Below are 12,325 nucleotides of genomic sequence, written 5' to 3'. Positions count from 1 at the left end.
ACGGGGTCCGGTGGCCTCCGCGGGCACCACCGCCGCCCGTCCCCCAGCACCGCACTCCCCGACCCCGAGCACCGCAACCCGCCAGGTCCGGAAGGATTCCCATGTCTGAGAACCATGATGCAATCGTCGTAGACGCGAAGACCGAGGACGCCGCCGGCGGCTGCCCCGTCGCGCACGGGCGTGCCCCCCACCCGACGCAGGGCGGCGGGAACCGCGCCTGGTGGCCGGAGCGGCTGAACCTGAAGATCCTCGCGAAGAACCCCGCCGTGGCGAACCCGCTCGGTGAGGACTTCGACTACGCCGCGGCGTTCAAGACCCTCGACCTGCCCGCCGTGAAGCAGGACATCGCCGAGACGCTGACCACCTCGCAGGACTGGTGGCCGGCCGACTTCGGGCACTACGGGCCGTTCATCATCCGCATGGCCTGGCACAGCGCCGGCACCTACCGGATCAGCGACGGCCGCGGCGGCGCCGGGGCGGGCCAGCAGCGCTTCGCGCCGCTCAACAGCTGGCCGGACAACGCCAACCTGGACAAGGCCCGCCGCCTGCTGTGGCCGGTGAAGAAGAAGTACGGCCAGAGCCTGTCCTGGGCCGACCTGCTGATCCTGGCCGGCAACGTCGCCCTGGAGACCATGGGCTTCACCACCTTCGGCTACGCCGGCGGCCGTCCGGACGTGTGGGAGTCCGAGGAGGACGTCTACTGGGGCCCGGAGACCACCTGGCTCGGCGACGAGCGCTACACCGGCGACCGCGAGCTGGAGAACCCGCTCGGCGCGGTGCAGATGGGCCTGATCTACGTCAACCCCGAGGGCCCCAACGGCAACCCGGACCCGATCGCGTCGGCCCGCGACATCCGTGAGACGTTCCGCCGGATGGCGATGAACGACGAGGAGACCGTCGCGCTGATCGCCGGCGGCCACACCTTCGGCAAGACCCACGGCGCCGGCCCGGCCGACAGCGTCGGTCCGGACCCGGAGGCGTCCCCGCTGGAGCAGCAGGGCCTGGGCTGGAAGAGCACCTACGGCTCCGGCAAGGGCGCCGACACCATCACCTCCGGCCTTGAGGTGACCTGGACCAGCACGCCCACCCAGTGGGGCAACGGCTTCTTCGACAACCTCTTCGGCTACGAGTGGGAGCTCACCAAGAGCCCGGCCGGCGCCAACCAGTGGAAGCCGAAGGACGGCGCCGGCGAGGGCACCGTGCCGAGCGCCCACGACGCGTCGAAGAAGATCGCGCCGTCGATGCTCACCACCGACCTGGCGCTGCGCTTCGACCCGGCCTACGAGCAGATCTCGCGGCGCTTCCACGCCAACCCGGACCAGTTCGCGGACGCCTTCGCCCGCGCCTGGTTCAAGCTGACCCACCGCGACATGGGCCCGCTGGTCCGCTACCTCGGCTCGGAGGTCCCGAGCGAGAAGCTGCTGTGGCAGGACGTCCTCCCGGAGGTCGACCACGAGCTGGTGGACGCCGAGGACGTCGCGGCCCTCAAGGCGCAGGTGCTGGCCTCGGGGCTGACGGTCGCGCAGCTGGTGTCCACCGCGTGGGCCTCCGCCTCCTCCTTCCGCGGCAGCGACAAGCGCGGCGGCGCCAACGGCGCCCGTATCCGCCTGGAGCCGCAGCGCGGCTGGGAGGTCAACGAGCCCGACGAGCTGGCGCTGGTGCTGCGCACCCTGGAGGGTGTCCAGGAGTCCTTCAACGCCGCCCAGTCCGGCGGCAAGCGGATCTCGCTGGCCGACCTCGTCGTGCTGGCCGGTGCCGCCGGTGTGGAGAAGGCCGCCAAGGACGGCGGCTTCGAGGTCGAGGTGCCCTTCACCCCGGGCCGCGCCGACGCCACGCAGGAGCAGACGGACGTCGAGTCGTTCGCCGCGCTGGAGCCCACCTCCGACGGGTTCCGCAACTACGTCGGCAAGGGCCACCGCCTGCCGGCCGAGTACCTGCTGATCGACCGGGCGAACCTGCTGACCCTCAGCGCTCCGGAGATGACGGTCCTGGTCGGCGGTCTGCGCGTGCTGGGTGCCACCTACCAGCAGTCGAAGACGGGCGTCCTCACCTCGACCCCCGGGGTGCTGACGAACGACTTCTTCGTCAACCTGCTCGACCTGGGCACCACCTGGAAGTCGACCACCGCGGACCAGTCCGAGTTCGAGGGCCGCGACGACGCCACCGGCGAGGTCAAGTGGACCGGCAGCCGGGCCGACCTGGTCTTCGGTTCCAACTCCGAGCTGCGCGCGGTCGCCGAGGTCTACGCGAGCGACGACGCGAAGGAGAAGTTCGTCAAGGACTTCGTCGCGGCGTGGGCCAAGACGATGGAGCTCGACCGGTTCGACCTGGTCTGATCCGTCCGAGGAACTGACAAGCCGACGGACCGGTGGTCTGACGGTCAGGCCGTTCGATGACCTGACCGTCCGGCCGTCCGATGGTCCGACGGTGTGAGCAGTCCGACGATCCGGCTTTCCGGTCTCGACCTTCGAGTCGGCCGCGAGTCGAGACCTTCGGGCCTCACCATGGACCCGCCTGAACCCGCCCGGCCGCCGAGCCGGGCGGGTTCCGTGCGTCCGGGACCCGGTGCGGCCGCAGCCCCCGCCGGCAGGCGCGTGCGTGGCGCGGGTTCGAGGTCCCGAGGTCCCGCGCCGTCACGCGTGTTCGGGGCGCGGCGGGCGCGGCGGGTGCGGTCAGGCGGCAGCCCGGGCGGCGCGGGCGGCGGCGCGCACCGCCAGTACCGCGACGGTGACCCCGAGGGCGACGGCCACCACCAGGACGGTGAAGGCGGCCGGGAGTGCTCCGCGCAGCGAAGCGGCGCTGAGGGTACCGGAGTTGAGCAGTGCCCCGAGGACGGAGACGGCGATCAGCGCGCCGCCCTGCCGGGTGGTGTTCTGCATCCCGGACGCCAGTCCGGCCTGCCGGTCGGAGGTGGCGGCCATCAGCAGCGAGGTCAGCGCCGAGAAGACCATGGTGCTGGCGACGCCGACCAGCAGCAGGCCGAGGGCGAGCAGCGGGTAGCGGGCGTCCGGTCCGGCGGCGGTGAGTGTGGCGACGCCGGCCGCACAGCAGCAGAACCCGCCGAGCAGCATCGCCGGGTGACCGTAGCGGGCGGCCAGCGGGCGGTAGAACGCCAGCGGCCCCACCGTGCTGCCGACGGTCATCGGGAGGAGGGCGAAGCCGGTGCTCCCCGGTGACCATCCGCGCAGCTGCTGGAAGTACAGCGACATCACGAACAGCGTGCCGTAGAAGAGGAACCCCATCAGGCCCGCGGAGGCGACCGCGGTGGCCCGCAGGGGCTGCGCCAGGAAGGCCGGCGGCAGTATCGGGTGCGCGCCGCGGCGCTCGGCGCGGTGGAACACCGCCCCGGCCACCACCGCGAGGGCGAGCGGGACGAGGGTGGAGGGGGCGTCCCAGCCCACCTCCCCGCCCCGGATCAGCCCGACGGTGAGCAGGGCGAGCGCGGCCGCGGCGGTGCACTGCCCCAGGCGGTCGACCGGGGTGGCGCGCCGCGGGGTCTCCGGCACACTCCAGCGCGCGAGCGCGGCGGCGGCCACGCCGACCGGCAGGTTGATCAGGAAGATGCTCCGCCACCCGAACGCGTCGATCAGCAGCCCGCCGACGAGGGGGCCGAGCGCCACCGAGATCGCGCCGACGGCCACCCAGACCACGGTGGCCCGCGCGCGCTCGCCCGCGTCCGGGAACAGGTGCGGGATCAGCGCGAGGGTGGCCGGGAGCAGCGCGGCCGCCCCGACGCCCTGCACGACCCGCGCTGCGATCAGGGCCGCGGCGTCCGGGGCCACGGCGCACAGCGCGGAGGCCCCGGTGAACACCAGCACTCCGCCGAGCAGGGTGCGGCGCAGGCCGATCCGGTCGCCCAGGACGCCCGCGGTCAGCAGCAGCGCGGTGAGCGTGAGGGTGTACCCGTTGAGCACCCACTGGGCGGTGGCCAGGGAGCCGCCGAGGTCGCGCCGGATCGCCGGGATCGCGACGTTGAGCACGCTGCCGTCGAGGATGATCGCGAAGTAGCCGAGGCAGATCGCGAAGAACCCGATCGACCTTCGCTCGGGGTGCCCCGGACGGCGGTCCGCCTCCTCGGCCCCCGCCGCGCGCGCCGCCCGGGGGTCCCGCCGCCCGTCAACCATGACGTCTCGAATATTGAGATGGTGATTCCACCATTCGATCTTATCCGAGGCCGGGCGCGCTCCACACGCCTGACGGCGGGGTATCCGGGGCGTCGTCGACCGCCGACGCGACCGCCCCCGGGCACCCCGGGAGTCGGCACGCGGGGAGCCCTCCTACTCCCCGGTCGCCCCGTCGAGGCACTCGCGGAGCAGGTCGGCATGGCCGTTGTGGCGGGCGTACTCCTCGATCAGGTGCGTGATGACGTAGCGGAGCGTGAAGACCTCGCCCCGCCAGTGGAGGGTGTCGTCGAGCGACGCGGCGCCCTCCACCGTCGCCCGGGACCGTGCGCACTCCTCCTCCCAGACCCGGAACGCCTCCTCGGGGTCGGTGCCGTCCACGTCGAACTCCGCCTGGTGGCCGGGCTCCCGGCGGTGCCAGTGCGCCGGTGCCGTCCCGCCCGCCACCACGTTCCGGAACCAGCTCCGCTCGACCTCGGCCATGTGCCGGACCAGACCGATCAGGGACAGGTCCGAGGGCGGCACGGCCCGCCGCCCGAGCTGCTCCGCCGTCAGGCCGGCGCACTTCCAGGCCAGGGTCTCGCGCTGGTACTGGAGGAAGCCGGTGAGCGACGCCCGGTCGCCGGCCCTCCGCGAGGGTTCGGTCCGCTGGTGATCATCCATCGGGCCATCGTGCCGAGCCCGGTCGGGGCCGGGCCAGCCGTTTTCGGCGGTCGGCGGCGGGGCGCCCGTCGTACCGGGCGCGCACCGCGCCCTTCGGGCCGCGGTGCCGTTCACGCCCACCGGGACGGGTCGATGTCACAACCGGCCGGGCTGTCTCGTCTCGGAAGGTGACGACGGGTTTCCGGGAAGCACCGACGGGGTTCCGAGAAACCTCCTCCACCGCAGGGAGCGGGTCATGACCGAGCAGAGCACGTACCGGAAGATCGCCCTGGTCACCGGCGCGAACAAGGGGATCGGCCGGGGGGCCGCCGAACAGCTCGCGGAGCTGGGCTTCACGGTGCTGGTCGGCGCCAGGGACGCGACGCGCGGCGAGGACACCGCCGCGGCGCTGCGGGCGGCGGGCGGCGACGCGCACGCGGTCACCCTGGACGTCACCGACCGGGCGAGCGTGCGGCAGGCCGCGCGGCTCGTCGAGGAGCGCTTCGACCACCTCGACGTCCTGGTCAACAACGCCGGCATCAGCGGCTCCGGCCAGGTCTCGCCGCAGGACGCCCACGACCAGGTCCCCAGCACTGTCGACCTGGACATGGTCCGGCGGGTGTTCGAGACCAACGTCTTCGGGGTGATCGCGGTGACCAACGCCATGCTGCCGCTGCTACGGCGTTCCCCGGCGCCGCGCATCGTCAACGTCAGCAGCCACGCCGCCTCGCTGGCCCTGACCGCCGACCCGAACGGACCGATGGCGGCGCTGCTGCCCTCGGCGGCGTACTCGCCGTCCAAGTCCGCGCTGACCGCGCTGACCGTGCAGTACGCGAACGAGCTGCGGAAGGAGGGCGTCCTCGTCAACGCGGCGGCGCCCGGCTTCGTCGACACGGACAGCAACAACCACACGGGGTTCCTCACGATCCGGCAGGGCGCGGCGGTCCTGGTGCGGCTGGCCACGCTCGGCGATGACGGGCCGACCGCCGGGTTCTTCAGCGCGGAGGGTCCGCTGCCCTGGTGAAGCGGCCTGGTCGACGGCCGGCCCCTCACCCCCCGCGGACCCGGACCGCTCCTACCCGCTGTGGTCGCCGCGGCGCCCGGGCCCGGCGCTCCCCACGGCGCGGGGCGCCGTGGGGAGGGGCGGACGTCCGGGCCGGCACCTTGGGGGCCGGCCTCGGGCGACCGAGCAGGACACCGGCCAGGACCAGCGGGAGGCCGGCCGGCTGCCGGAAGACGAAGGGTGCGTGGGCGACGGCGGTGCCGAGGAGGACGCCGGTGGCGGGTTGAGCAGGCAAGTCAGGCCGACCACCTCGCCGGCATCCAGGCCGCGTGGTCCCGTGAGCGTCCCGATCTCGACGTCGCCCCGCGCGGGGTCATCGGACGGCCGCACCGCGTCGCGGGGCTGCTCACCGAGCAGTTGTGCCTGGTCTCCCCGCGCTACGGCCTCAGCGAGGGCGAGTTCGACGTACCCGCCGCACGGCGCCGGGCCGGAGAACCGTACGAGCGGGCGCCGGGCGAACTGGCCGCGCACACCATGGTCACCACCGGGGCCATGGTCAAGCGGATCGACCGCCTGGAGCGGGGCGCGCTCGTCACCCGGCGGCGCGCGGAGAGCGACGGCCGCGGCCGCGTCGTCGTCCTCGCCCCGGGGGCCGCGAGCTCTTCGACCGCGCGTTCACCGACCACGTGCACAGCGAAAGGCGGCTGCTCGACGCCGCGTTCCCCCCGGGCGAGGCGCACGCCCTGGAGGCCCTCCTCACGACCTGGCTGAACCGCCTCGCCCCACCGCGTCGCGGGGTGCGTCCTGGCGCCCGGAGTCCTACGCGGCGCCGGGACCGTCGAGGAAACGGAGCAGCACGGCGGCCTCCTCAAGCAGCCGTTCAGCCCGGTCGGCCTGTCCGAGAGCGGACAACTGCGCCGCGGCCTCACGTCGCTCGGCGACCTCGGCGCGCACGACATCCGCCACGGCTCGCTCGCTCAGCTCGCGTCGCACCGCTTCGGTGGCACCCGCACCGACCGGCGACTGCTCCAGCGCCAGGCCGCGGAGTTCGGCTCCGCCGACGGGCACCGCCTCCGCGTTGTCCACGGCGGCGAGCGCCGCGCGCAGGGCACCCACCGCGACCTTGTCGCGGACGCGCATCGCTTCTGGCAGCGCCTGACGCATACGAAGGCGTAGAGACATGCGGGCGACCCTACGGCTGGGCCTCCGCAACCACAACGTGTTATCGGTGTGCCGTCGGCGCTGCCCATCGTCGCGCTCCTCAGACGGTCTCCTGCCTCATGGGTACGGCGATCAGGCGGCCAGGTACGTGGACAACGTCCGGCGCCGACCGCCCCCTACGTCGGCAGAATTCCGTCCGTGGAACTTTCCATCGCCACACGGACACCAGTGGCACCACTGGTGTCACCGCTGGCGTCACCGCTCGAACGGCGCCGTCGCAGCCGGAGCGCCCAGCAGAATTCCATCGACGGAACTTCCGTTCACCACACGGACACCATCAGCACCTCCAGACACATCACCCCCCGGCTCCCCTCCCGCGGCGCACCCGGTCGCCCACCCGGGCAGATTCGCCAGAATTCCGCTTCCAGAAATTCCGATCGCCACACACACCCCTCTGTCCCCACCCGTAACCAGCGCCGCCGCTCCCGCGTCGCGATCGGCACGCGCCCGAGTCGTCCCGATCGAACCCTCGCGGCGCGCGGGGCGGGCGAGCGGGGCGTGACGCGACCCTTGACCCCGCGCGGGAGCGTGCTGAAAGAATCCGTGGGCGATTGATCGGATCTGTTTGCTGCTGATCAGTTGTGGTGCCTCGCGCTGTCACTGCGGGCACCCGGCCCCGCATGTCTCGGACCAAGGAGGTCCCCCGTGTCGGTCGACCGCAGATCACTCCTGGCGGCAGGTGCGGCGAGCGCGGCAGGCGCCGCGATGGTGCCCGTCCTCCCCGGGCTCACCGGAACCGCAGCCGCGGCCCCCGGGCACCCGGAGGAGCGGGAGCAGCCGTCGGGCAGCGTCCCCCGTTCGATCCCGCTCGCCGACGGCTGGCGGTTCGCCCTGGTCAACGCGGCCGGCGTCACCGACCCGACGGGCGCCTACGCCGACGCGGCCGACCCCGGCTTCGACGACTCCCGCTGGCGCACCGTGCGGGTGCCGCACGACTGGAGCATCGAGCAGACCCCGACCGCTTCCGGCGGCACGTCCAGCGGCACCGGCTTCCTGCCGGGCGGACTCGGCTGGTACCGGCGGGAGTTCACACTGCCGAAGGCGGCGGCCGGACGTCGGATCTCCGTGGAGTTCGACGGCGTCTACATGGACTCCGACGTCTACTGCAACGGCACCCTGCTGGGCAACCACGCCTACGGCTACACCGGCTTCGCCTACGACGTCACCGACCTGGTCCACACCGACGGCCGCACCCCGGACGTGCTCGCCGTCCTGGTCCGCAACCAACTGCCCAGCAGCCGCTGGTACTCGGGCAGCGGCATCTACCGCAACGCCCGCCTGGTGGTCACCGACCCCGTCCACGTGGCCCGTTGGGGCGCCTACGTCACCACGCCGGGGCTGGCGGACACCGTCGGCAAGGGGTACGGCACCGCGCACGCCGAGGTGTCGGTGCTCAACGAGAGCGGCGCCGCCGCCTCCGCGACCGTCACCGCCACCGTGCTGGACCGCGACGGCCGCCAGGCGGCCCGGTCCAGGACGGCCGTGCAGCTGCCGGCCGGCACGGACGCGCACACCGCCGCGTTCGACCTGCGCGTCGACCGCCCGGAGCTGTGGTCGCCGGACACCCCGGAGAACCGCTACACCCTCGTCGCCGACGTGGCGGTCGGCGGCCGCGCCGCCGACTCGTACACCACCGGCTTCGGCTTCCGCTGGATGAGCGTGGACCCGGACCTGGGCCTGACCGTCAACGGCCGCCACACCAAGCTGCGGGGCGTGGACCTGCACCACGACCAGGGCGCGCTGGGCTCGGCGATCCACTCCGACGCGGTGCGGCGGCAGATGGCCGTCATGAAGTCGATGGGCGTCAACGCCTTCCGCACCTCGCACAACCCGCCCTCGCCGGAGATGCGGCAGGTCTGCGAGGAGTTGGGCGTGGTGATGATGGTGGAGGCGTTCGACTGCTGGCACACGGGCAAGACCACGTACGACTACCACCTGTACTTCGACGCGGACAGCGGCGCGGACATCACCGAGATGGTGCTCGCCAACCGCAACTCCCCCGCCGTGCTGATGTGGTCGATCGGCAACGAGATCCCGGACTCCACCAGCTCCCTCGGCCTGACCATCGCCGACCGGCTGATCAGCACGGTGAAGTCGGTGGACGCCAGCCGGCCGGTGGTGATCGGTTCGGACAAGTACCGCGGCCTGCCGGCGGTCGGCTCCCCGGCCGACCTGATGCTCGCCAAGCTCGACGGCCTCGGCCTCAACTACAACACCGCGGCCTCCGTCGACGCCCTGCACGCGCGCTACCCGCACCTGTTCCTCTTCGAGTCCGAGTCGTCCTCGGAGACCTCCTCGCGCGGCACCTACCAGCAGCCGCAGGCCCTCAACACCGGTGAGAACTACACCCCGGGCAAGCGCGCCACCTCCAGCTTCGACAACAACCTCGCGTCGTGGACGATCAGCGGCGAGTACGGGCTGAAGAAGGACCGCGACCGGCGGTTCTTCGCGGGCCAGTTCCTGTGGTCGGGCACCGACTACATCGGCGAGCCGACGCCGTACAACGTCTTCCCGGTCAAGGCGTCGTTCTTCGGCGCGGTGGACACCGCGGGCTTCCCCAAGGACATGTACTGGCTCTTCCGCAGCCAGTGGTCCGACGAACCCATGGTGCACCTGCTGCCGATGGACTGGACCGGCCACCAGCCGGGCGAGACCGTCGAGGTGTGGGCGTACGCCAACGTGGAGAGCGTGGAGCTCTACCTCAACGGGAGGTCGCTGGGGGTGCGGACGTTCGACCGGAAGACGACCGCGGACGGCCGCTCCTACCTGGAGACCACGGAGCCGACCGGCGACGACAAGACGGTCACCGGCGGCCCCTACCCGGGCAGTTACACCAGCCCGAACGGCAGCGCCGGCAAGCTCCACCTCACCTGGCAGGTCCCCTTCCAGCCGGGCGAGTTGAAGGCCGTGGCGCGCGAGGGCGGCCGGACGGTGGCGACGGACACGCTGCGGACGGCCGGTGAGGCGCGCGCGGTGCGGCTGACCGCGGACCGGGGTACGGCCCCGGCGGACGGCGACTCCCTCGTGTACGTGACGGCCGAAGTGGTCGACGCCCGGGGCGTGGTGCTGCCGGACGCGGCCGAGCTGCTGACGTTCGCCGTCGCGGGCGGTTCGCTCGCGGGCGTCGACAACGGCCAGCAGGAGAGCGGTGAGCGCTACCAGGCCACCACCCGCACCACCTTCCACGGCAAGGCGCTCGCCATCGTGCGCACCGGGACGGCCGCAGGCCGGCTCACCGTCACCGCGACGGCGGCCGGGCTCCACCCGGGGACGGTGACGGTCCACACCGCCGAGGCGGACGGCCCGGTCGCCACCACCGCTCCCGTCCGGCTCGCCCCGGGCCCGGGCCCCGGCGCGGTGGCCTACCCGGTGGCGGACGCCAGCTACTCCGGCTCCCCGACCACCCTCCCGGCGGCGGTGCTCGACGGCGACCCGTCGACCGGCTGGTCCAACGCCTTCAACAAGAGCGCGACGGCCCTGCTGCCCGCCTTCAACGGCGCCAGGACGGGGGACTGGATCTCGGTCGACTGGGGCCAGGCGCGCACGGTGGGCACCCTCTCCGCCACCTTCACCGTGGACGCCACGCACTCCCTGCCCGCGTCGGTCACCGTCTCGTACTGGGACAGGGACCGCTGGGTGGCGGTGCGCGACCAGCAGGTGGCCTGGGCGACGGCGAGCGGCACGCCCACCGCCGTCACCTTCTCCCCCGTGCACGCCGCGCGGTTCAGGCTGGACCTGGTGAGCGCGGGGCCGGGCACGGCGGCGGGCGCACAGCGCATCACCGCGATCACCGCGGGCTGAGGCGGGTTCGCGCGGCGACGGCGCGACGGCTCGGTCCGGGAGAGGGGTTCCTTCCGGGCCGGGCCGACAGCCCGTGTGGGCCGCCCGGTTCAGACCTCCGCGGCTGCCGCGAAGGCCACGAACGACGTCCACGCCTCGACCGTCACCGTCAGGTGCGGACCCTCGGGGTCCTTCGAGTCCCGCACCAGGACGGTGCTCGGCACCGTCGCCGCCTCGACGCAGTCCCCGCCGTCGTTGGTGCTGTAGCTGCTCTTCGTCCAGGCCAGTACGGCATCTCCACCGGTGGAGGGCTTGAGGGTCACAGCGCTCCCCGCAGTTTCTCGATGAAGGCCATCGACTCGCGCGGGGTGAGGGCCTGCGCCCGGATCAGGCCGTACCGCATCTCGATGATCTGGACCTCGCGCGGATCCGTGATCAGACGCGCGGTGAGCGAGACCTCGTCCCGTGCGACGGCCGAGCCGTCCATCAGCTTCAGCACCCGCAACGAACCCCCCAGGCCGGCGTGTTCCTCCGTCTCCGTCGGCATCACCTGGATCTCGACGCACGGCAGCCTGGCGACCTCCAGCAGGTGCTCCAGTTGACGGCGCAGCACCGCTCTGCCCCCGATCGGCCGCCGCAGGGTGACCTCGTCCTGGACGAAGGTCATCAGTGGCGCGGGCCGCCGCTCGAAGATCGTCAGCCTGGACATCCACGCGGCCATGAGCCCTTCGAGCTCGTCCTCGCTGTAGCTGGGACGTCGTTCACGGAAGTTGGCGAGCGCGTACTCCTCGGTCTGCAGGAGGCCCTGGACGACCGTGTTGACATACGCGCCCAACTCGACCGAATCGGCCTCCAGCTTCGCCACGTCGCGGACCCTCTTGGGGTAGCGGGCCTCCTTGACGTCCGGCTTCAGCATGGCGAGCTTGCCGCCCGCGTTGAGGACGCGATCCGCGTTGTCCAGGAACTCCGACTTCGGGACGCGGATTCCCCGTTCGACCTTGGAGACCATCTCCTCGCCGTAGCCGATGGCCGCGCCCAACTCCGTCTGGGTCATACCGGCCTCCTCGCGCCACGCCTTGATCATGCGGCCGACCGCCCGCATGACGCCGCTGGAGTCGTCCTCACCGGTGGAGTCCCAACGGGGGCCGTCGTAGCCCCCCACCACAGGCCCCCGCGGAAGCCTCGGCTCCGTGCTGCCGTCCACACGCACCCCCCGCCTTTCGAACGGTGCGTATGCACACCGCCACATACCGTACTGGTGTTTTCGGAGGCGTACAGATTAGGACCGCCCACGCCGCCACATGGGCAAAGTGACCGAACGTCATCCGAAGGAGGGGTTTCGCGGCCCCCTGCGCACTCGGGCGCGTCAGGCGTCGGAAACGGGGGACGTTCGGCCTGGCCGTGGGGGTAGGGCCCGATGATGCCACGCCGCGGGCCAGGCCGTGGGCCGGTGAGTTTTTTTGACTGTCCGTCATCCCAGGTGGCCGTGAGTCCGCCCGGCTGCCCGAGGGGGCCCGCCGGGCCTGCCCGCCGGCGGCCGTTGCGCGGCCCGGGGCAC

Annotated in this window: 8 protein-coding genes and 1 pseudogene; 4 read left to right on the top strand and 5 right to left on the bottom strand. The window is 72.7% G+C overall.

What is annotated here, in order from left to right:
* Positions 1-101 precede the first annotated feature (101 nt).
* On the top strand, positions 102-2,336 hold the full coding sequence (gene katG / locus BS72_RS26945; RefSeq protein ID WP_037914326.1) for a catalase/peroxidase HPI: 2,235 nt from the start codon (positions 102-104) through the stop codon (positions 2,334-2,336).
* A 336-nt stretch (positions 2,337-2,672) separates the two neighbouring features.
* Here the strand turns inward: katG and BS72_RS26940 are convergent, their stop codons facing one another.
* Positions 2,673-4,124 (bottom strand): MFS transporter, encoded by a 1,452-nt coding sequence (locus BS72_RS26940; RefSeq protein WP_051951758.1) that lies wholly within the window; start codon positions 4,122-4,124, stop codon positions 2,673-2,675.
* A 153-nt stretch (positions 4,125-4,277) separates the two neighbouring features.
* Positions 4,278-4,784 carry a DinB family protein gene (locus BS72_RS26935; protein ID WP_037914324.1) on the bottom strand — a complete coding sequence of 169 codons (507 nt, stop codon included), beginning with the start codon at positions 4,782-4,784 and terminating at the stop codon, positions 4,278-4,280.
* Between the two features lie 235 nt (positions 4,785-5,019).
* On the opposite strand from BS72_RS26935, the gene BS72_RS26930 reads away from it, so the two are divergent.
* Both BS72_RS26930 and BS72_RS26925 read left to right on the top strand, forming a co-directional pair.
* Complete coding sequence (locus BS72_RS26930) at positions 5,020-5,787, top strand: SDR family oxidoreductase (RefSeq protein WP_037914321.1); 768 nt, start codon at positions 5,020-5,022, stop codon at positions 5,785-5,787.
* Between the two features lie 297 nt (positions 5,788-6,084).
* Positions 6,085-6,557 (top strand): annotated as a pseudogene (locus tag BS72_RS26925) (MarR family winged helix-turn-helix transcriptional regulator); the annotation flags it as partial.
* A 28-nt stretch (positions 6,558-6,585) separates the two neighbouring features.
* Here the strand turns inward: BS72_RS26925 and BS72_RS26920 are convergent.
* Positions 6,586-6,906 (bottom strand): GatB/YqeY domain-containing protein, encoded by a 321-nt coding sequence (locus tag BS72_RS26920; protein ID WP_037914319.1) that lies wholly within the window; start codon positions 6,904-6,906, stop codon positions 6,586-6,588.
* A gap of 726 nt (positions 6,907-7,632) precedes the next feature.
* On the opposite strand from BS72_RS26920, the gene BS72_RS26915 reads away from it, so the two are divergent.
* Positions 7,633-10,788, top strand: coding sequence for a glycoside hydrolase family 2 TIM barrel-domain containing protein (locus BS72_RS26915; protein WP_037914317.1), 3,156 nt, complete (start codon positions 7,633-7,635; stop codon positions 10,786-10,788).
* An 89-nt stretch (positions 10,789-10,877) separates the two neighbouring features.
* On the opposite strand, the gene BS72_RS26910 is transcribed toward BS72_RS26915, so the two are convergent.
* Together BS72_RS26910 and BS72_RS26905 are read right to left on the bottom strand one after the other, a co-directional pair.
* A complete protein-coding gene (locus BS72_RS26910; protein ID WP_037914315.1) occupies positions 10,878-11,090 on the bottom strand; it encodes a DUF397 domain-containing protein in 213 nt (70 codons plus the stop codon).
* The gene (locus BS72_RS26905; RefSeq protein ID WP_232792683.1) at positions 11,087-11,869 is read right to left on the bottom strand and encodes a helix-turn-helix domain-containing protein; all 783 of its coding nucleotides are present in this window, start codon (positions 11,867-11,869) and stop codon (positions 11,087-11,089) included. The genes BS72_RS26910 and BS72_RS26905 overlap by 4 nt, the downstream gene beginning before the upstream one ends.
* Between the last annotated feature and the right edge of the window lie 456 nt (positions 11,870-12,325).

Source organism: Actinacidiphila yeochonensis CN732 (genome assembly GCF_000745345.1).
In the GTDB taxonomy this organism is placed as follows: domain Bacteria; phylum Actinomycetota; class Actinomycetes; order Streptomycetales; family Streptomycetaceae; genus Actinacidiphila; species Actinacidiphila yeochonensis.
This window is presented reverse-complemented; position numbering and strand designations above follow the sequence as displayed.

Excerpts from the sequence above, each read along its gene's own strand:
- BS72_RS26935 (WP_037914324.1), bottom strand. The coding sequence starts at position 4,784 with ATGGATGATCACCAGCGGACCGAACCCTCGCGGAGGGCCGGCGACCGG.
- BS72_RS26905 (WP_232792683.1), bottom strand. The coding sequence starts at position 11,869 with ATGCGGGCGGTCGGCCGCATGATCAAGGCGTGGCGCGAGGAGGCCGGT.
- BS72_RS26930 (WP_037914321.1), top strand. The coding sequence starts at position 5,020 with ATGACCGAGCAGAGCACGTACCGGAAGATCGCCCTGGTCACCGGCGCG.
- BS72_RS26940 (WP_051951758.1), bottom strand. The coding sequence starts at position 4,124 with ATGGTTGACGGGCGGCGGGACCCCCGGGCGGCGCGCGCGGCGGGGGCC.
- katG (WP_037914326.1), top strand. The coding sequence starts at position 102 with ATGTCTGAGAACCATGATGCAATCGTCGTAGACGCGAAGACCGAGGAC.
- BS72_RS26920 (WP_037914319.1), bottom strand. The coding sequence starts at position 6,906 with ATGCGCGTCCGCGACAAGGTCGCGGTGGGTGCCCTGCGCGCGGCGCTC.